The 18,429-nt window shown below is 68.1% G+C and carries 19 protein-coding genes and 1 tRNA gene; 9 read left to right on the forward strand and 11 right to left on the reverse strand.

Annotation, left to right across the window (positions count from 1 at the left end; translation table 11 throughout):
* Window positions 1–80: 80 nt before the first annotated feature.
* Window positions 81–2,657, reverse strand: a complete 2,577-nt coding sequence (gene leuS, locus ILP86_RS10795; RefSeq protein ID WP_058631417.1) for a leucine--tRNA ligase — start codon at window positions 2,655–2,657, stop codon at window positions 81–83.
* A 34-nt stretch (window positions 2,658–2,691) separates the two neighbouring features.
* On the reverse strand, window positions 2,692–4,017 hold the full coding sequence (locus ILP86_RS10800; protein WP_308431912.1) for an anthranilate synthase component I family protein: 1,326 nt from the start codon (window positions 4,015–4,017) through the stop codon (window positions 2,692–2,694).
* Window positions 4,018–4,058: 41 nt separating this feature from the next.
* Between ILP86_RS10800 and ILP86_RS10805 the strand changes: the two genes are divergently transcribed.
* The 3 genes from ILP86_RS10805 to ILP86_RS10815 are packed head-to-tail and all read left to right on the forward strand — an operon-like array spanning window position 4,059 to window position 6,625.
* Window positions 4,059–4,730 carry a DedA family protein gene (locus ILP86_RS10805; RefSeq protein WP_046749215.1) on the forward strand — a complete coding sequence of 224 codons (672 nt, stop codon included), beginning with the start codon at window positions 4,059–4,061 and terminating at the stop codon, window positions 4,728–4,730.
* A gap of 4 nt (window positions 4,731–4,734) precedes the next feature.
* The gene (locus tag ILP86_RS10810) at window positions 4,735–5,760 is read left to right on the forward strand and encodes an App1 family protein (protein ID WP_061015441.1); all 1,026 of its coding nucleotides are present in this window, start codon (window positions 4,735–4,737) and stop codon (window positions 5,758–5,760) included.
* A 1-nt stretch (window position 5,761) separates the two neighbouring features.
* A complete protein-coding gene (locus ILP86_RS10815) occupies window positions 5,762–6,625 on the forward strand; it encodes a 3-methyladenine DNA glycosylase (protein ID WP_193761904.1) in 864 nt (287 codons plus the stop codon).
* 3 nt (window positions 6,626–6,628) lie between these two features.
* On the opposite strand, the gene ILP86_RS10820 is transcribed toward ILP86_RS10815, so the two are convergent.
* Genes ILP86_RS10820 through ILP86_RS10835 form a run of 4 tightly spaced genes read right to left on the reverse strand, consistent with a single transcriptional unit; the run spans window position 6,629 to window position 9,865 of the window.
* Complete coding sequence (locus ILP86_RS10820; protein ID WP_227750949.1) at window positions 6,629–7,840, reverse strand: glycoside hydrolase family 3 N-terminal domain-containing protein; 1,212 nt, start codon at window positions 7,838–7,840, stop codon at window positions 6,629–6,631.
* 24 nt (window positions 7,841–7,864) lie between these two features.
* Window positions 7,865–8,521 (reverse strand): SDR family oxidoreductase, encoded by a 657-nt coding sequence (locus tag ILP86_RS10825; RefSeq protein WP_193761905.1) that lies wholly within the window; start codon window positions 8,519–8,521, stop codon window positions 7,865–7,867.
* 28 nt (window positions 8,522–8,549) lie between these two features.
* Window positions 8,550–9,077 (reverse strand): hypothetical protein, encoded by a 528-nt coding sequence (locus tag ILP86_RS10830; protein WP_193761906.1) that lies wholly within the window; start codon window positions 9,075–9,077, stop codon window positions 8,550–8,552.
* Window positions 9,074–9,865, reverse strand: coding sequence for a hypothetical protein (locus ILP86_RS10835; protein ID WP_193761907.1), 792 nt, complete (start codon window positions 9,863–9,865; stop codon window positions 9,074–9,076). Before ILP86_RS10835 ends, ILP86_RS10830 begins: the two co-directional genes overlap by 4 nt.
* Before the next feature lie 124 nt (window positions 9,866–9,989).
* On the opposite strand from ILP86_RS10835, the gene ILP86_RS10840 reads away from it, so the two are divergent.
* The gene (locus tag ILP86_RS10840) at window positions 9,990–11,012 is read left to right on the forward strand and encodes a DUF2804 domain-containing protein (protein WP_193761908.1); all 1,023 of its coding nucleotides are present in this window, start codon (window positions 9,990–9,992) and stop codon (window positions 11,010–11,012) included.
* On the opposite strand, the gene ILP86_RS10845 is transcribed toward ILP86_RS10840, so the two are convergent.
* Window positions 10,999–12,069, reverse strand: a complete 1,071-nt coding sequence (locus tag ILP86_RS10845) for an NAD(P)-binding domain-containing protein (protein WP_113681541.1) — start codon at window positions 12,067–12,069, stop codon at window positions 10,999–11,001. The two genes, ILP86_RS10840 and ILP86_RS10845, sit on opposite strands and share 14 nt — an antisense overlap.
* Window positions 12,070–12,229: 160 nt before the next feature.
* Here ILP86_RS10845 and ILP86_RS10850 point away from each other — a divergent pair.
* The 5 genes from ILP86_RS10850 to ILP86_RS10870 all read left to right on the forward strand — a co-directional run bounded on the left by ILP86_RS10850 (window position 12,230) and on the right by ILP86_RS10870 (window position 14,796).
* Window positions 12,230–12,302, forward strand: a tRNA-Ala gene (locus ILP86_RS10850).
* A gap of 323 nt (window positions 12,303–12,625) precedes the next feature.
* Window positions 12,626–12,814: a hypothetical protein gene (locus ILP86_RS10855; protein WP_193761909.1), complete on the forward strand. Its 189-nt coding sequence runs from the start codon at window positions 12,626–12,628 to the stop codon at window positions 12,812–12,814.
* A gap of 61 nt (window positions 12,815–12,875) precedes the next feature.
* Entirely contained in the window at window positions 12,876–13,355 is a 480-nt protein-coding gene (locus tag ILP86_RS10860) for a DUF6153 family protein (protein WP_227750950.1), read from the forward strand.
* A gap of 102 nt (window positions 13,356–13,457) precedes the next feature.
* Window positions 13,458–14,051 (forward strand): DUF305 domain-containing protein, encoded by a 594-nt coding sequence (locus ILP86_RS10865; protein ID WP_227750951.1) that lies wholly within the window; start codon window positions 13,458–13,460, stop codon window positions 14,049–14,051.
* Window positions 14,052–14,121: 70 nt separating this feature from the next.
* The gene (locus tag ILP86_RS10870; protein WP_227750952.1) at window positions 14,122–14,796 is read left to right on the forward strand and encodes a CueP family metal-binding protein; all 675 of its coding nucleotides are present in this window, start codon (window positions 14,122–14,124) and stop codon (window positions 14,794–14,796) included.
* Between the two features lie 103 nt (window positions 14,797–14,899).
* Here ILP86_RS10870 and ILP86_RS10875 read toward each other — a convergent pair whose 3' ends face one another.
* The 4 genes from ILP86_RS10875 to ILP86_RS10890 all read right to left on the reverse strand — a co-directional run bounded on the left by ILP86_RS10875 (window position 14,900) and on the right by ILP86_RS10890 (window position 18,421).
* Window positions 14,900–15,184 carry a hypothetical protein gene (locus ILP86_RS10875; RefSeq protein WP_046749229.1) on the reverse strand — a complete coding sequence of 95 codons (285 nt, stop codon included), beginning with the start codon at window positions 15,182–15,184 and terminating at the stop codon, window positions 14,900–14,902.
* Window positions 15,185–15,283: 99 nt separating this feature from the next.
* Window positions 15,284–16,369: an Lrp/AsnC family transcriptional regulator gene (locus tag ILP86_RS10880; protein WP_308431913.1), complete on the reverse strand. Its 1,086-nt coding sequence runs from the start codon at window positions 16,367–16,369 to the stop codon at window positions 15,284–15,286.
* Entirely contained in the window at window positions 16,315–17,214 is a 900-nt protein-coding gene (locus ILP86_RS10885) for an alpha/beta fold hydrolase (RefSeq protein ID WP_193761910.1), read from the reverse strand. Before ILP86_RS10885 ends, ILP86_RS10880 begins: the two co-directional genes overlap by 55 nt.
* Window positions 17,215–17,242: 28 nt before the next feature.
* Entirely contained in the window at window positions 17,243–18,421 is a 1,179-nt protein-coding gene (locus tag ILP86_RS10890; RefSeq protein ID WP_046749231.1) for a Xaa-Pro peptidase family protein, read from the reverse strand.
* Between the last annotated feature and the right edge of the window lie 8 nt (window positions 18,422–18,429).

Genomic DNA, 18,429 nt, shown 5'->3' on the forward strand with positions numbered 1-18,429 from the left:
GACAACGATCCCCCGGTGGTGCGCAGTAGACGCCCACAGTGGACAACCCGAGTGGATCCTCCTCAGTGGAGAAGAGACGATCAGCCCTTGACGACGAAGCTCACGATCTTCGGTGCGCGCACGACGACCTTGACGATCTCGCGGTCACCGATCGATCGGATCACACGCTCATCGGCCCGGGCCAAGGCCTCGAGCTCCGACTCGCCGATCCGAGCGGACACCTCGAGCTGCGCGCGCACCTTGCCGCCCACCTGCACGACGGCGGTGATGGTGTCCTCGATCAGCAGTGCGGGATCGGCGGAGCGCCAGGTCACCAGCCCGACGGAAGGCTCATGGCCGAGGATCTCCCACATCTCCTCCGCGGTGTGCGGGGCGATGAGGTCGAGCATCACGGCGATCGTCTCCGCGGCCTCGCGCACGGCGGGGTCGCCGGCACCAGCGGCGCTGTCGATCGTCTTGCGCGTGACGTTCACCAGCTCCATCAGGCGCGCGACCAGCACGTTGAACTTCGTCTGCTCGACGAGCGCCGGCGCCTCGGAGAGGAGCTTGTGCGTCGCGCGGCGGAGAGCGGCGTCACCACCGTCGAAGACCACATCGACCGGGCTCGACACCTCCCCCGCGATGCGCATCGCACGCGCCAGGAACTTCTGGGCACCGGTCGTCGAGACGTCCGCCCAGTCCTTGTCGTCCTCCACAGGACCGGCGAAAGCGAGGCCGACACGCAGCGCGTCGGCACCGTGCGCGTCGAGCTCTTCCTGGAACAGCACCAGGTTGCCCTTGCTCTTGGACATCTTCTGTCCGTCGAGCAGGACCATGCCCTGGTTGATGAGATTCGAGAACGGCTCGGTGAAGTCGATCAGGCCCATGTCGAACAGGACCTTCGTGATGAAGCGCGCGTACAGCAGGTGCAGGATCGCGTGCTCCACGCCGCCGATGTACGAGTCGACCGGCGCCCAACGAGCCGCCTGAGCAGGGTCGAACGCGACGGTCTCGCTGTTCGGCGACAGGAAACGCAGGAAGTACCACGAGCTGTCGACGAACGTGTCCATCGTGTCGGGGTCGCGCAGCACGGGGTCGCCGGTCTCGGGATCGGTCGTGCGCACCCAGTTCTCCGCACCACCCAGCGGCGAGGTGCCCTTGGGCTTCAGGTCCAGCCCTTCGACACTCGGCAGCTTCACGGGGAGCTTGTCCTCGGGAACCGGGATGATCGTGCCGTCCTCGCCGTGCAGCATCGGGATCGGGGTACCCCAGAAACGCTGACGGGAGATGAGCCAATCACGCAGACGGTAGTTCTTCGCGGCACGACCGGTACCGGAAGCCTCCAGCTGCTCGATCGCACGCGCGATCGCATTGCGCTTGGAGAGCCCGTTCAGCGCACCGGAGTTGATCATCCGACCCTCACCCGTGAGCGCGATGCCGGTGGTGGCCGGACTCTGCTCCTCGAGCGCTGCACCGGTGTCGATCGGCACGCCCTCGTCATCGACCTCGATCACGGGCATCGCACCCGTGACAGGAGCCGTGGTGTCGACGACCACTTTGACCGGCAGGTCGAAGGCTCGGGCGAAATCGAGGTCACGCTGGTCGTGCGCCGGCACGGCCATGACCGCGCCATGGCCGTAGTCGGCCAGCACGTAGTCCGCCGCCCACACCGGCAACTTCTCGCCGTTGACGGGGTTGATCGCGTAGCGCTCCAGGAAGACACCCGTCTTCGGACGGTCCGTGGACTGCCGATCGATGTCGGTCTCCTTCTGCACCTGCTCCAGATACGTCTGGAAACGCTCACGCACCTCGTCAGGCGCTCCGGCCGCGAGCTCCGCCGCCAGGTCGGAATCCGGAGCGACCACGAAGAACGTGGCCCCGTGCAGGGTGTCGGGTCGCGTCGAGAACACCGTGACCGGCTCCTCGCGCCCCTCGATGAGGAAGTCGACATCGGCTCCCACCGAGCGACCGATCCAGTTGCGCTGCATCTGCAGCACCTTGTGCGGCCAGAAGCCCTCGAGCTGGTTCAGGTCGTCCAGCAGTCGATCCGCGTAATCCGTGATCCGGAAGTACCACTGCGTCAGCTTCTTCTTGACGACCTCGTAGCCGCAGCGCTCGCAGCGCCCGTCGACGACCTGCTCGTTCGCGAGCACCGTCTGATCGTTCGGGCACCAGTTGACGGGGCTCTTCTTGCGATACGCCAGGCCGCGCTCGTACAGCTTCAGGAACAGCCACTGGTTCCAGCGGTAGTACTCGGGGTCGGACGTGTGCAGTACGCGGCTCCAGTCGAACGAGACGCCGTACTGCTCGAATCCGACCTTCTGCTGCGCGATGTTCTGGTAGGTCCACTCACGCGGATCGGCACCCTGACGGATCGCCGCGTTCTCCGCCGGCAGACCGAAGGAGTCCCAGCCGATCGGGTTCAGCACGTTGTGTCCGCGGTGACGCCAGAACCGAGCCACGATGTCGGAGTAGAGGTAGTTCTCCGCGTGTCCCATGTGCAGGTCACCGGAGGGATACGGGAACATCGCGAGCACGTACCGACGCGGCCGGGTGTCGTCATCGCCACCCGTGAGGAACGTGCCGTTGTCCGCCCAGTACTTCTGCCACTTGTTCTGGATGGCGTGCGCCGACGGGGTCTCGTCGTCGGCAGGAGCGGTGGACAGGTTCTCAGACAACGAACGCACGACCAATCTGGTGGAAAAAGCGGGATCAGTTCAGGATATCGGAACGCCAGAGGGCAGGCATTCCGGCGCCGAGTGCGGCGAGCGGCGCCCGAGCCTTGGTCGCGACCTCGGCCACCTCGGATGTGGCGACGGACCCCCAGGTGATTCCTCCGCCGGCACCGACGACGGCCTGCTCCTCATCGATCAGGATGCTGCGGATCACCATCGCCAGGTCGAGGGCGCCGTCGACGCCGACGTATCCGAAGCACCCGGCGTACACGCCGCGTGGCCCGCCCTCCAGCTCGTGGAGGCGAGTCATCGCGGAGAGCTTCGGGGCTCCGGTCATGCTCCCCGCGGGGAAGGCCGCACCGAGCAGATCCCCGACTGTCGTCCCCTCGACCGCGACGCCGCTGACCGTGCTCACCAGCTGATGCACGGCGGGATAGCTCTCCACCACCCAGAGTCCCTCGACACGGATGCTCCCCGCCGCGCACACCTGCGAGAGGTCATTGCGCATCAGGTCGACGATCATCACGTTCTCGGCACGTTCCTTGGGATCTGCGGCCAGTTCTGCGGCGAGCGCGGCGTCTGCGACGGGCTCGGCGCCTCGGGGTCTGGTGCCCTTGATGGGTCTGGTGCGGATGATGCCGCCCGCTGCGTGGAGGAACTGCTCAGGGCTCGCACTCAAGAGGGTGCGTCCGCCGATCCGCACGAAGCCCCCGTGGTGCGCGGGGGTCGAGGTGCGGAGGCGGTCGTACACCTCGACGGCATCATGCGTGCCGGACACAGTGAAGCGGGTGGTCAAGCACAGCTGGTACGCGATGCCCTCGCGGATGAGCTCTCGGCAGCGTTCGATGAGTGCGATGTACTCGCGCGGGTCGTGCCGTGCTTCGGCGACGCGCGTCAGGGGCCCGGTCGCCGTGCGGAACCGATCCTGGTTCTGGCTCTCCCTCGTGTACGCGGTGACCGCCGCTTCCCAGCTCTCCAGTTCGCTCTCAGCGCTGAGCGCCCAGACCCGTCGGTGCGAATGGTCGAAGGCGATGAGTCGCTCGGCGCTCAGCCATGCCCCATCTGTCTCGTCGCCCGTAGGGGACACGGGTGCCCCCGCAGCCGCGGCGCCGCTCTCGTAGTCGAGCCAGCCCACCCAGCCCCCGGTGAACGGCGGCTGCCCCGGCGTCGGGGCTGCAACGTCGAGGCGGACGTCGCGCGGAAGCGTCGAACGCTCCCCTGTGCCGATGAAGCTCCATCCCGTCGTCGCATCCGCGCCGGCGTCGAGCCAGAAGACATCGGCGTTCCCCGTTTCGAGCATCGGGAACACCGACGACGGCTCCGTCCACTCGGGAAGGGGTCTGGCGCTCAGCAGTACAGGCACCTTGCCAGCCTAGGACCGGGCGGCTCCCGTATTCTCGTGGGGTGGACGACCTCCTGATCTGGCTCCTCGACACCGTGCAGTCGATCGACCCGGTCGCACGCACGCTCATCGCCGGGCTCGCCGTGATGCTGGAGACGAGCATCCTGATCGGTCTCATCGTCCCCGGTGACACGATCGTGATCATCGCCTCGATGGGTGTCGCCACTCCCCTGGAGGGCATCGCGATGGGCGTCGCCGTCGTGATCGGCGCCCTCATCGGCGAGAGCATCGGCTTCTGGCTGGGCCGCTGGCTCGGACCACGAATCCGCGTGTCCTGGTTGGGACGCAAGATCGGCGAGCACAACTGGGTGCGCGCCGAGAACTACCTCGAGCGCCGAGGGGGCATCGCGATCTTCCTCTCCCGGTTCCTCCCCGTGCTGCACTCGCTCGTCCCCCTGACCGTCGGCATGAGCGAGTACCCGTACCGCAGGTTCCTGGCGTGGACGGCTCCCGCCTGCGCGCTCTGGGCAACCGCATACGTGAGCGTCACATCGCTCGCGGCCGGCAGCTTCCGCGAGCTCGTCGATCGCGTGCACTTCGCGGGCTACATCTTCGTCGGCGTCATCGCACTGTTCCTGCTCCTGGCGTTCCTCGGAAAGAAGCTGCTGCAGCGCCTCGAGGCCCGTCACCTGGAGGGGCCCGAAGCGGAGGCCGACGCCGACGTGAAAGACTGAGTCAATGGCATCGGCTCCCCCAGCCCCCCGGATCCACTGGTTCGCCCGACTCGAACACCGCCTCCACGTCTGGCGTGAAGGTCGTGCGCGCCGTCGTGGTCGTGTCGCGACGATCCTGCCCTTCCCCGGCTACGGCGGCCCAGGGTGGGTGCGCGTGGTCGGACGTGTGCTGATCGTGCCCCCGCAGCGCCGCACACGTCACGGCGAGCCGGCGAGTGTACGCGGGTGGCGCAGCTTCGTCGGCATTCCCGTGGGCTTCGCATCCGTCAGCGTGCATTTCGGTGACACCACCCATCAGGTGGCGGCCGACCGCGGTGGCGTGGTGGATGCCATGATCCGCGTCGACCTCGAACCCGGCTGGCAGACCTTCACCTTCTCCGTCGAGGGGCAAGCCCCCGTGGAGGCGAGAGCGTTCATCGTCGCCGAGGAGACCACGTTCGGTGTGGTCTCCGATGTCGACGACACCGTGATGGTGACGGCGCTGCCTCGTCCGTTCATCGCGTTCTGGAACTCCTTCGTACTCGACGAGCACGCCCGACTCCCCGTACCCGGGATGGCCGTGCTCCTCGACCAGTTGCTGCGACAGCACCCCGGCGCCCCCATGGTGTATCTCTCCACCGGCGCCTGGAACGTCGCCCCCACGCTGTGGCGCTTCCTCGGTCGCCATCTCTTCCCCGCCGGCTCCATGCTCCTGACCGACTGGGGACCGACGCATGAACGCTGGTTCCGCAGCGGCCGCGAACACAAGCTGACCAACCTGCGGAGACTGGCGACCGAGTTCCCGCACGTGAAGTGGCTCCTGATCGGCGACGACGGGCAGCACGACGAGGCCATCTACAGTCAGTTCATGGACGAGTACCCCGACTCTGTCGCCGGTGTCGCCATCCGTCGCCTGCTTCCTGCCGAGGCCGTGCTCGCCGGTGGGCGCGCCGGACACGAGCCGCACTCCGAGGACACCGCCCCCTGGGTCAGCGCCGAGGACGGCGCGGGCCTCCGCGACCTGCTGGGCGAAGCCGGCATCCTGCACTGACATGCCCATCGCCCGCCAGGAGTGGCTCCTCCGCGAAGAGAAGCACCGTGAACGTGCCGACGAACTCACCGCCGCGCACCGTGACAGGGCGACCAGGGCCGAGAAGCACCCGGTGTGGGACTTCCTCTTCACCTACTACTCGTACAAACCGGCTCAGCTGCGTCGCTGGCACCCCGGCGCCGGTGTCGAGCTCGCGGAGGCCGTCGAGCGACTCGAGTGGCGGTGGTACACGACAGGCAGCAGCGCGGACAGCGCAGTTCCCGATGCGGCGGCTTTCGGCACGGAGAAGGCAGAGCTGGCATCGCTCATCGAGAGGATGCTCCGCCGCACGGCGTCGCGTCCCGGACAGTTCGGGTGCTTCGGACTGCACGAGTGGGCCATGGTGTACCGCGCGGACGAGACCCGTCACTCGGTTCCGTTGCGCCTCGGGCGGGATGGAACCGACGCTGTGGTCGAGAACCACGACCTTCGCTGCACCCACTTCGACGCCTTCCGCTTCTTCACTCCCGAGGCCGTGCCCCGCAACCGCACCTCGTTGAGCAGGGACGAGCAGCCGCTGTTCGAGCAACCGGGCTGCCTGCACGCCGGCATGGATCTGTACAAGTGGGCCACCAAGCTGGGCCCCCTCATCCCGGGTGAGCTGCTCCTCGATTCGTTCGAGCTGGCCCGAGACATCCGCCTCCTCGACATGGAGGCCGCGCCCTACGACCTCTCGCCCTGGGGCATCGTGCCCGTGCCCATCGAGACACCGGAGGGCAAGGCCGAGTACGTCCGCCGGCAGCGAGGATTCGCAGACCGTGGTGCGGCACTCCGGTCGGCCCTGCTGGATGCCTGGCTCGGCGAGGGAGCCCGCGAGGCGGCCTGAGCGTCAGCCGACGGGCTCGCAGTCGTCGCAGGTCGCCCATCGAGCCGTCGCGGCAGCCATCTGCATGCGCAGCGCCACCACCCGCGTCGCTGCTTCTTCGAGCCTCTCGGCCGGAAGCGCGCCCGCATCGACCGCCGCCCCGATGCCTGCCGCCATCGCCCCGGCAGTCTGCGCGTCGGAACCTGCGATCATCAGCACCAGGTCGTTCCCTGCGGCGATCGCCGCCACGCCGTTCGCGACCGGATCGGCATAGGCGGGGTCTCCCGACGAGAGCAGCATCCCCAGGTCATCTGTCACCGCCACCCCCGTGAAGCCGAGCTCTTCTCTGGCGATGTCGTGCCAGACCGGCGAGAGCGACGCGGGAAGCGGGTCGATCTCGGTGTAGGCGAGGTGACCGTACATGAGCAGGGAGGCCCCGGCGTCGATGCCCGCCTCGAAAGGCACGGCTTCCGTGGCACGCCATTCCTCCCGACCCATCGTGGAACTCGGGATCGCCCGGTGCGAGTCGCCGGGCGCGGCGCCGTGGCCGGGGAAGTGCTTCAGCGTCGAGGCGACGAACTGCTCCTGTGCGGTGGTCGCCGCCGCGACGCGCTCGGCGGCAGACGCGGAGTCGATTCCGAGTGCCCGGCCGTGGATGAACGAAGCGGGATCGGACGTGTAGTCCGCCACCGTGCCGAAGTTCACCGTGATCCCGGCGCGTGCCACCAGGGCGCCCCGTGCGGAGAACGCCGCCGACGTCTCCGCGACCGGGAGCCCCTTCAGCGAGGTCGAAGCGGGGAAGCCGTCGCCGTGCAGTCGGGACACGAAGCCGCCTTCCTGGTCCACGGCGATGAGCGGCGGAAGGGCGGGATCGACGGTGAGCGCGGCCGTGAGAGCCTGCAGCTCCGCTTCCGTCGCGGGGATGTTGGCGCCCATGAGGATGAATCCGCCCAGCCCCGATGCCATGTAGGCATGCAGGGCCGCCGGATCGGTTCCCGCGACGTGCCCCATGACCACCGTCGATGCCTGCTCCGCGACCGACATCTCCGCCACCCGCTCTTCAGCGCGTTCCACGAACTCCTCGGAGGAGACGCCAGACGAAGTCTCGGCCGCCGCCGCGCGTATTGGCGTGTCCGTGAAGGTGGAGGAGGTTGTGGCCGGCGTCGCTGCGCACAGCCCCGCCATCGCGGCGAGCGCCAGGGCACCCACCCCGTACCTGCGGACCCGAGACGTCATGCTCGTCGCGGTGATGCGGAGGCGTCAGCAGGACAGCGCATCGGCGATGGGGTCTGCCGAGTCGGCGTCGCCGTTGCCGAAGCGGATCGTCCGGCCGACCGTGCACGGTTCCTGCAGGGATGCCGCGATCACAGCTGCGACGTCGGCACGGGAAACGGCTCCCCGCCCCTCGGGATCGATCTGGATGCGTCCGGTCGGATCGTCGAACGTGAGAGTCCCCGGAGCGAGGATCGTGCCTTCGAGGCCGGCACCGCGCAGGTGCTCGTCGGCAGCCCACTTGGCATCGGCGTAGGGGAAGAACGAGTCGTCCCGCGGGACACCGTGGTCGGCGGTGGAGCCGAGCCACGACACCATCACGTACCGCCGGACACCTGCGCGCTCCGCCGCGTCCATGGAGCGCTGCGCAGCGTCACGGTCGACGGCATAGGTGCGCTCGGGCGACCCCCCACCCGCGCCGGCCGACCAGACGACGGCATCGTGCCCGCGGATGATCTCGGCGAGCGCGTCGACGTCCATGCTCTCGACGTCGGCGACCAGGGCTCTCGCCCCACCGGCTTCGACCTCGGAGGAATGCTCCGGGTTCCGGATCACCCCCGTGACCTCGTCTCCCCGTGCGGCGAGGAGCGGCGCGAGCAGCAGGGCGATGCGGCCGTGGCCGCCGAAGACGATGATTCGCGACATACCTTCACCCTACGCGCCCTCTCCGACCTCAGCGCGGGGTCTGGTCGCTGTCGATGACGAATGCCTGCGGATGGTCGGGGAGGTAGCGCACCACGATCAGCTGGCCACCGGGGATGTAGGCGTCGCGGTCCGGGTACACGGCCGGGGTGAAGAAATTGCTCTCCAGCGTGTACTCGACGCCCTCGGCTGTCGTGAACGTCACCCAGTCGCCGTCGAGGGTCGCCGCCGTCGGCCGTCCGTTGTCGTAGATGTACGCGCGGGTCACCGGAACTCCGATGAGGCTGAGGATGCCGATCACCAGGCAGGCGAGCATGAGGAAAGCCAGGATCCGCGCCCCGATGCGTACGATCGCAGCCCCGGCCCGCCCGCGCGGACGCTGATCGGGGCGCAGCAGCCCTTCCCTCCGGCGGATCGCCCGCAACTCACCACCCGGCGCGGTTCCGCCGGCGGAGAGCGCGAACAGGCCGAGGATGGAGAAACCGGCGATGAACACCATCGCGTATCCGTGCGACGCCGGGAAGTTCACGAGCCAGATGAGGGTGTCCATCGGGTTCATCGTCCCGCCTCCTTCTCGATCGTCACCGCGACCGTATGCGGGTCCTCCCGCCGGTAGTACGCCCAGACGGGAGCGCCGACCTGCAGATGCGGGATGGCCTGCGGATACACGAACACGGTGGTGTCCGCCTCCCAGGTCGCCACGCCTTCCGGTGCCATCAGCACACGGAGCGCGAGCTCGCTCTGCCCTTCGCGACGTCGCCCCGTCGGACGGACCTCGAGCACGGAGGCCGTCACCGCGGTCCCGCTCGTGCGGGCGCGCACCTGTGACGGGTCGATCAGCCCCCGTTCGATCCTCCACTGGAGCATGGCGTCACGCACCGCGGGATCGGTGAGGTCTGCGAGGACCACGGTGTCCTGGTCGGTGAGGCTGTATCGCACCGGCACGGGAAGTCCGACCTGCAGGGCGGACATGTCTGAGGCGTCGACCAGCATCCGCATCTGGGCGACGAACTCTTCCCCGCTGTTCGGGGTCACGCGGATGAACAGGTCGTACTGCGGCACATCGTTGACGGTCAGACCGGTCCGGCTGACCTCGACGATCGTGCCGACACCGATCTGCGTCTCTCCGCGCACCGTCTTGCGACGGCCGAGGCCGGACAGCATGCCGCCGAAGGTCAGCAGCAGCCCCCAGGCGACGCCGATGAGGATCGGGGCGCCCAGGGTGTCCTCTCCGGCGAAGGGAAGGACCGAGTGTCGTTGATCGACTCCGAACAGGCCCTCGCCGACCCACACGACGAGCCAGGCGGAGAGCAGCAGCCAGACGACGAGGAACACGATGCGGAGCATGCTCTCAGCGTATCCAGAGTCCGATCCCCTCCCCGCCCGGAGGGTGTTCCTCGTGCGGAACACCGTCCTCTACACTCGGGGCAACGACACCGCCCCGAGGTGTCCTCCGGACAGCAGGACGAAGATGCCCACACCGCTGATCGAGCGCGAGATCACCGCGCCTGTGTCTCTCACCACCCCGGACGGGGAACTGAACCGGGATGCGGTGGGCTGGTCACGCGCCCCTGTCCACGACACCTCCGGCATCCCCGGGCGCGGACATTGGGGCCGCAACAAGCGGTGGGAGTACTGGAACGTGATGACACCGTCCCACATCATCGCGTTCACGGTGTCGTGCGTCGACTACATGTCGCTCCACGAGGTGTGGGTGCTCGATCGCGCGACCGGGCATGACATCGGCGCCACGGTGATCTCACCCGGGAGCCGAAGTGCGACGCTGCCTGCGTCGATCGGCGATGGGCCCGCGAGGGCGCGCACCCGTCGGATCACGGTGGACGTCGATGAGAGCTTCGACGGCACCCGCCTGCGCGGGAGTGCACCTCGCGTCTCATTCGACCTGCTCGCCGGTCGTCCCGCAGGGCATGAGGCGCTGGGGGTCGTCGTGCCGTGGCGTCGGGGCGACGACATCCCCCGGTTCCAGTACACGGTGAAAGACGTCGCCCGTCCGGCCAGCGGCACGGTGACGGTGGACGGCATCGCGCACGACGTACCCACGGGAAGCTGGGCGGTGCTCGATCACGGTCGCGGACGCTGGCCGTACCGGGTGCAGTGGAACTGGGCGGCCGCGAGCGGGGTCGTCGACGGACGCGTGATCGGACTGCAACTCGGCGCGAAGTGGACCGACGGTTCCGGGGCGACCGAGAATGCGCTGCTCGTCGACGGGCGACTGTCGAAGATCAGCGAGGAACTCGTGTGGGACTACGACCCCGGACACTTCATGCGCCCGTGGCACGTGCACGGAGTGAAGGCCGATCTCACCTTCACACCGTTCTACGACAAGCGCTCACGCACCAATGCCGTGGTGATCGCCAGCTCCACGGACCAGTTGTTCGGCGTCTGGTCGGGCTGGGTGCTCGACGACACCGGGAAACGGGTGCGCGTGGACGGCATCGAGGGGTTCGCTGAAGAGGTGCTCAACCGCTGGTGACGCGCGATTCTGCGGACTTCAGCGCGCGCTGCACGCCCTTCGCCGCGGAGCGACCGGCCCGATTCGCGCCGATCGTGCTCGCAGACGGCCCGTAGCCGACCAGCTGCACGCGAGGATCTCGGACGGCGGTCGTTCCGCGTCCGTTCCGGTCGAGCTGGATGCCTCCGGCAGCGCTGCGCAGATGCAATGGTGCCAGATGACCGATCGCGGGTCGGAAGCCGGTCGCCCACAGGATCGCATCGACCCGCTCGAAGCTGCCGTCGGACCAGCGCACACCGTCGGGTTCGATGCGCTCGAACAGCGGACGCCGGTCCGCGTAGGCGCCCAGACGCTCCGCTTCCCGCTCCTGCGCGCGGAGCATGAGTCCCGTGACGCTGACCACGCTCTGCGGAGGAAGCCCTGCGGCGACGCGCTGCTCGACGAGCGCGACCGCTGCGGCTCCCGCCTCCGGGGTGAAGTCGTCGTCGCGCCAGACCGGCTCACGGCGTGTGACCCACAGCGTCTCGGTGATCGGGGCCAGCGCGCCGAGGAACTGCACGGCTGAGGCGCCACCGCCCACGACCAGCACCCGCTTGCCGATGAAGTGCTCCGGTCCCGGATAGTCGACGGTGTGCAGCTGTTCTCCGACGAACGTCTCCATGCCGGGGAAATGCGGGAGGAACGGATGGGACCAGGTACCGGTCGCATTCACGATGGTGCGGGTCGTCCACTCCCCCTCCGCGGCTCGCACGGCCAGGAGACCGTCGCGGTCCTCCACCCGATCCACATGGACGGGGCGCAGCACGGGAAGTGCGTGCCTCCGCTCGTACGACGCGAAGTACGCCGGCACAGCCTCATTGGCGCGAGCACCGTCGCGGGCAGGAGGCGTGTCTCCCGGCAGCTCTGCAACGCCGTGCACGTCTCGCATCGTCAACGCGTCCCACCGATGCTGCCATGCGCCACCCGGGCGCTCGTCCGCATCGAGGACCACGTGCGAGATACCCAGCCGGGACAGGTGGAACGATGCCGAGAGACCGGCCTGTCCTGCGCCGATCACCAGACTGTCGAGGATGCTCACGCCGGATCCAACACGCGACGCCGCGTGCTTGTTCCTCCGCGCCTTCTCATCCGCGCCCTCATCCGTCGTGACGCGCCCGGGATGCCCCCACCGATTGGTGCTCCCGTCGATTCGTGTAGTACTCTTTTCAAGTTGCTCCGGCTGGTTCGGAACAGCGTCTGGGCCTGTGGCGCAGCTGGTAGCGCACCTGCATGGCATGCAGGGGGTCAGGGGTTCGAGTCCCCTCAGGTCCACAGAAAAAGCCCCCGGTTCTCCGGGGGCTTTCTTCGTCTCACGGGACGTGTACCGGGACGCCGACCCCGATCTGCCTGGCGCCGTTCTCAAGGGCCGAGGGGCGCGCCGCTCGGATCGTGCTGCGTCGCGGACAGGTCGTCAACGGCGACGGCGATTTTGCTGCGGCCGCTGTCGAGCGCCAGTCGGTCTATCACCCCGCCCCGACCGCTCGGTCGATGCAGAGCGCTGAGGCGCCTAGCGCGCCCCTTCCCGACCGTCAACCCGATGCAGCATCGTCGACGCGCGCCCTACCGTGAAGGCATCTCCACGAAAGGACGCGACCATGTCGAACCCCATCATTCCTCCCGTGCCTCCGATCCGCCCCGATGACGATGACGCCGCCGGTGTACCGACGCGAGATGTCGACGGCGAGCGTGTCCTCGATGCCGACGTCGACGATGCACTCGTCGACAGCGCCGAGGCCGACCGTATCGCCGCAGCAGCGGACGACGACGACACCCACGACGACTGAGCATTCGGAGGCATCCGCCCTGGACCCCGTCGACTCCCACCGCTCCGCCTAGACTTGCCTCATGGCACCGGTGGTGGCGACGTGGTCAGGAAGAGGCTCATCGAGCGTCTTCCGCGGTGTGCTGTCCGCCGTTCTCCTCGTAGCCGCGATCATCCTCGGACTCCTGGGGATGCACACCCTGAATCTGCACGGGACGCCATCCGCCGAGGCACCGGCAGCAGTCGCGATGCCGGTGAGCGACACCGCCACGACGCCCGCTCACCATGCGGCGGCTCCGCACGGCGCGGCGCAGGCTCACCCCTCCGGGAACTCGACCAACGCCGGCGACATGTCCTGTGCAGGTTGCGGCAGTGACGACCACGCCGGCATGGCGATGATGTGCGTACTCGCTCTGCTGCTCGCACTCGCGCTGGTCATCGCTCCCGGTGCGCTCCGGGCCTGGGCAACCACCGTCTTCCGGTCCTCTCCGACCGGGGCCCTCACCTCCCGCGCGCTCCCCCGCACCCCCTCGCTTCACGTTCTCTGCATCAGTCGCACCTGAGCGGCCGTCGAGCCCGCACCCCTCGTGCCCGGCTCCACACCACTCACCTTGCGCGCGCCGTCATCGGCGTGCGCGCGACGACTATGCGTATTGGAGAACACCATGAAGAAGATTCGCGCTGCGGTCACGACCGCACTCGCCCTGTCCACGGTCCTGCTGCTGTCCGGCTGCGCGACCGGCGACACTGACGGCTCGATGCCGGGGATGGACCACGGCTCGTCGTCGGCACCCGCCGGCGTCGACGAGGCGGACATCATGTTCACCTCGATGATGATCGTCCACCACCAGCAGGCCATCGAGATGAGCGACATCGTGCTCGCGTCTTCCGGGGTCGACCCGGCCGTCACCGCTCTCGCCCAGCGGATCAAGACCGCTCAGGGACCGGAGATCGAACAGCTCGAAGGCTGGCTCGACGAGTGGGGCGTCGGCCCCGACGATCGCGACGCGGGTGCGATGGATCACGGGAACGGGATGATGAGCGACGACGACCTCGCGGCGCTCCGCGAGGCCGACGGCGCCGAGGCCTCCCGACTGTTCCTCGAGCAGATGATCGCGCACCATGAGGGGGCCGTCGAGATGGCGCAGACCCAGGTCGACGAAGGAAGCGACCAGGAAGCGGTCGAGCTCGCCCAGACGATCATCGACGCGCAGACGGAGGAGATCCAGGAGATGAAGGACCTCCTCTCCTCTCTCTGACCCATCCCCGGGCCGGTGTCGGCGCCGCGCAGCGCGACACCGGCCCTTTTCCGCACGAAGGAACCACGCCATGAACCTCCCCACCATGCCCGCCGTCGTCCGCACGCTCCAGCGGCGTCGGCTGTCCGTCACGCTCGCCGCCCTCGCTGCCACAGGTATCGCCCTGACCGGATGCTCGGCCGGCGTGCAGACGACGCCCTCGCAGACCTCACCCTCGCAATCGGCCTCCACGCCATCGACGGACGCCGGCTCGGAGGCAGTGGCACAAGAGCTGCTCGCCGTACACGATCTGGCGGCGCTCGACGTCCGCGAGGTGATCGCGCGGCTCGAGGCGACGGCCCTCGTGGATCGTCCTGATGACCTCCTCGCCTCGGTGCAGCCCGACACGCTCGTGCTTCGAGACGCCAGGGGCAGAGAGGGCAGACTTCCCCTGCCCGACGACGCCGTCTACGTCTCGATCGCGCCGTTCCGCGATCAGACCCACGAGTGCCACTTCCACAGCCTCACGACGTGCGTGGGCGAGCTCGCCGACACGGAGGTCCGTGTCACCCTGACGACCGACGACGGGAGCATTGTCGTCGACGAGACCCGACGAACCCAGGACAACGGCTTCGTCGGCGTATGGGTGCCCCGCGGCCTCGAGGCGACGCTGACCGTCGAGAGCCAGGGGCTGATCGGCTCCGTGCCACTGTCGACGACCTCTCCCGACGACCGCACCTGCATCACGGATCTCCAGCTGCGGTGAGCCGATCGACGACGCTCTGAGCTCGTCCTGCCGCCGCGTGGCATGAAGAAGCGCACCCCTCCGTGTACGGAGGGGTGCGCTTCTGCTGTCGACGTGCGGCCTGCTAGGTCGCGAGCAGCGGCGGCACGTGCGAGATCGAGATCGGACGCGTGGCCCTGCTCGACCCGCGCATCCTCTCGACGTCCTCCAGCACTTCGAAGGCCGTACCGTATCGGGACGCGAGGGGAAGGTCGCGAAGCCACGTGACCTCGACCTCGGTCTCGGCCAGTTCGTACACGCACGCCACCACATGGCGCGGATCGTTCGGCGAGTAACGGAGGTCGTTGATCACCCACTCCGACGCCGTGATGCGATTCAGTATGAAACGTGGATCCGGAAGTTCAGACATATGCGGGCCCTCCAGGACTCTCTCTTCCTCAAAGAGTGCGCCACGGTTCGGCTCGCGCAAAGCCCCTTGACACTGCTCGCGAAGGATGCCGCCGCGGGGTCAGGAGGCGTTGTCGGCGGCCTCGGCCGAGGCGACCTGCGCGCGCCACCAGGGTGTCTCGATGAATCCTCGCTTCATGAACACCAGTTCCATGGCCGCGTTCCATCCTCTGACTCCCTTGAGGTGCGCGATGGTCCCGGTGAGGAAGTCGTGGAGCGTCTCGGTGCTCGGCAGGATGATCTCGCAGTAGAGGGAGTTCTCCTCGAGCGCTGCGGCCAGGAAGCGCACCGAGACGTGCTGGGCGAGGGTGCGTGCCACCGAGGCGATCCGAGAGGGTTCCACCCGAAGGATGAGAAGTGTCTCGGCGCTCATGCCGAGTGCGGACGCCGGAACCATGGTCACGGTCGTCAAGCACCCGCCGTTGCGCATGCGTTCGTACCGGCGACGGACGCTGCTCTCGTTCATGTCCAGCTTGTCGCCGATCGACTGGAAGGAGGCACGACCGTTGTGTCGAAGCTCCTCGACGATCGCGCGGTCCGCGTCATCGAAGTGCGTGGGATCGCAGGTGTTCGGCGCGGGCATGTACGACTGCGGATCGCTCGCGGCTTCGGCGTGCGCGTCGTAGAGCTGCCTCCCCCAGTCGAAGCTCACCTTGTAGGTGTGCACGACCAGGTCGCTGCGCCAACGCTCGACACCCGGTATCGCCTGCAGGTCCGTGAGGACGTGCGCGTAGGTGGCGGAATCCCCCGGGATGACGACCTCGGCGAACACGTCGAACTTGCCGGTGACCAGCGTCACGAACCGCACGTAGGGCGAACCGATCAGAGCCTGCGCGACGCTCAGCTGGGAACCGGGCGTGCAGTTGATCCGGACGAAGAAGGTCTCGACATGGCCTTCACTGCCCAGCGTCGGAACGATCCCGACCCGCACCAGCCCCTCGGCGAGCAGCTGCTGTCCGCGTCGGGTGACCGTGGAGACGGCGGCTCCGGCGAACTCGGCGATCGACGTCCAACTCGCTCGGCCGTCCTGCTGCAGCGCGACGACGATCCGTCGGTCGAGGTCGCTCACTTCCCTCGTGAGATCGACGCTGCTCATCGGGTCGGCGGGTACACCCGGTGCAGGAACGTGCGCACGCTCTTCGTCCACGCCTCTGCCTCCTCGATCTGCGGGGAGTGCCCCGACTTCTCGAACACCACCATCTCGGAGTCCGGGATGAGATCGGCGATCGTCTGGCTACACGATACTGGCGTGATCCAGTCCGTCCGGCCCACGGTGATGAGTGTCGGCACACCGATCTCGGGCAGGCGCGGTTTGAGGTCGTAGTTCGGGAGGTTCACCGAGAAGGCGTAGTTGTGTGCGCGATAGCGGTACGGCGTCGCCTGCACCTTGCGCTCGGTCGCTTCCGGGTCGTACACGAAGTCGTACAGGGGCAGGATCTCGCGCCAGCAGTCCTTCAGGTCCTCGTCGTCGTGGACCTGTCCGGCGTCGATGCGGTCGAACTTCTCCATGTCGATCGTGACACGGTCCGAGGCGAGGGCGTTCTCACGCGCCAGGTGAGCGTTGGAGTTGTCCGGAGAGGTGTCGCGCAGCACGATCGCCTGTACGTGCTCCGGGTATCGCAGTGCGTACTCCATGGCCATGAAACCGCCGTACGAGCCACCGGCGATCACGATCCTCTCCGCACCGATCCACTCCCGCAGACCGTCGATGTCCGCCGCCCACTGCTCGTGGCTGTAGGTGCCGAGGCCCTCGCTCGCTCCGCTGCCGCGCGCATCGAACACCACGACGCGGTATTCGTCGGCGAGTCGACCGAAACTGGCTCGCGGTTCGGCGCGGGACCCGAGGCCGGGGGCTCCGTGATGGGTGATGATGACCGGAGCGCCCTCGGGACCGAGGACCTCGACGGCCAGGTGGTTCCCGTTGATCTCGACCCATTCGTGGTCACTGGTGGCTGCGGCGAACTCCGGGGATACCGGCGGGGTGGATGTCATGTTCTCTGCTTCTCTCGGATTCCGTGGGTCAGAGCGCGATCGTGCACTCGTCGAGGCTGCGCGGGAAGGTGGTCAGGGGTTCGGCGCCGGTGGCGGTCACGAGCATGCTGTCGCTGATCCGGTAGCCGGCGTGGCCCGGCACATAGATACCGGGTTCATTCGAGACGACCATTCCCGCCTCGAGCTGCGTGGCGTCTCCGTCTTCCAGCCATGGCGCCTCGTGCATGCCGAGACCGATGCCGTGCCCCTGCCGGTGCCGGATGTACTCTCCGAGTCCGGCGTCGCGGATCACATCGAGGCACAGGCGGTTGGCCTCACGGCACTCGAGCCCCGCACGGATGGTCTCGCGACCGCGCAGCTGTGCCGCGTGGATCGCGTCGTGGTACCGCCGCTGCTGCGCAGTGGGTTCGCCCAGCACGAAGGTGCGCTCCCCCTCGATGAACCGACCGCCGACCGCGCAGCCCAGGGAGAGCATGAAGGTGTCGCCGGCCTTGAGACGGTTCACCGAGGGGAGCCCGTGCGGGAAGGCGGAATTGGGCCCTGAATAGACCAGTCCCCCGGCCAGCAGTGACGCGACGACGACATTGCGGTGCTCGGCGTACATGATGCCGGTGCCGGTCGCGGTGACGTGTCGCTCGAGCTCGGCCTCGGTCGGAAGATCTCCCCCGGCCGCGACCGCCGCCTGCACCAGCTGCACGCCGGCGTCGAGCATCCGGTCGGTGACACGGGCCGCTTCACGGTGCAGCTCCACCTCCTCGGGGAACTTCACGTAGCGGGCGCGGGTGAGCAGCCCCGAGGCGACGAGATCGGCATCGGGCATCGCCTCCCTCGCCGCAGACAGGCGGGCGGACGGCATCGACGCCGCGAACCCGACCCGCCCGCGAGGTGAGACCGCACGGGCGAGCACTTCGAAGGGCGCGACGACGCCGGGATACTCGAAGAACGCGACCAGTTCCGCACGGGAAGACTGCGATTCGGCGTACTCGCGTTCCAGCTCGGGCAGCAGCATGACCACGCGGCCTCCCGCCTCGAGCCAGATCGCCACCGGACGCTCGGACGGGTGGTGGAAGAAACCGGTGAGGTACGCGATGTCCTCGGGGTGATCGGTGAGGAAGGCATCGAAACCCGCTTCGGCCATCCGCTCGCGCACCCTGGTCTGTACCCGGTCGAAGAACTCGGGCGCGAGACGCTGGTCGAACTCGGTCATCACGGTCT

The sequence above is a fragment of the Microbacterium sp. R1 genome (assembly GCF_015159725.1).
Classification (GTDB): domain Bacteria; phylum Actinomycetota; class Actinomycetes; order Actinomycetales; family Microbacteriaceae; genus Microbacterium; species Microbacterium oxydans.

Bases quoted from the DNA above. Each gene is read 5' to 3' on its own strand.
- ILP86_RS10835 (WP_193761907.1), bottom strand. From the start codon at position 9,865: ATGCTCCGCATCGTGTTCCTCGTCGTCTGGCTGCTGCTCTCCGCCTGG.
- ILP86_RS10875 (WP_046749229.1), bottom strand. From the start codon at position 15,184: ATGTCTGAACTTCCGGATCCACGTTTCATACTGAATCGCATCACGGCG.
- ILP86_RS10870 (WP_227750952.1), top strand. From the start codon at position 14,122: ATGAACCTCCCCACCATGCCCGCCGTCGTCCGCACGCTCCAGCGGCGT.
- ILP86_RS10820 (WP_227750949.1), bottom strand. From the start codon at position 7,840: ATGACGTCTCGGGTCCGCAGGTACGGGGTGGGTGCCCTGGCGCTCGCC.
- ILP86_RS10810 (WP_061015441.1), top strand. From the start codon at position 4,735: ATGGCATCGGCTCCCCCAGCCCCCCGGATCCACTGGTTCGCCCGACTC.
- ILP86_RS10815 (WP_193761904.1), top strand. From the start codon at position 5,762: ATGCCCATCGCCCGCCAGGAGTGGCTCCTCCGCGAAGAGAAGCACCGT.
- ILP86_RS10825 (WP_193761905.1), bottom strand. From the start codon at position 8,521: ATGTCGCGAATCATCGTCTTCGGCGGCCACGGCCGCATCGCCCTGCTG.
- ILP86_RS10890 (WP_046749231.1), bottom strand. From the start codon at position 18,421: ATGACCGAGTTCGACCAGCGTCTCGCGCCCGAGTTCTTCGACCGGGTA.
- ILP86_RS10860 (WP_227750950.1), top strand. From the start codon at position 12,876: ATGGCACCGGTGGTGGCGACGTGGTCAGGAAGAGGCTCATCGAGCGTC.
- ILP86_RS10830 (WP_193761906.1), bottom strand. From the start codon at position 9,077: ATGAACCCGATGGACACCCTCATCTGGCTCGTGAACTTCCCGGCGTCG.
- ILP86_RS10855 (WP_193761909.1), top strand. From the start codon at position 12,626: ATGTCGAACCCCATCATTCCTCCCGTGCCTCCGATCCGCCCCGATGAC.
- ILP86_RS10885 (WP_193761910.1), bottom strand. From the start codon at position 17,214: ATGACATCCACCCCGCCGGTATCCCCGGAGTTCGCCGCAGCCACCAGT.
- ILP86_RS10840 (WP_193761908.1), top strand. From the start codon at position 9,990: ATGCCCACACCGCTGATCGAGCGCGAGATCACCGCGCCTGTGTCTCTC.
- ILP86_RS10865 (WP_227750951.1), top strand. From the start codon at position 13,458: ATGAAGAAGATTCGCGCTGCGGTCACGACCGCACTCGCCCTGTCCACG.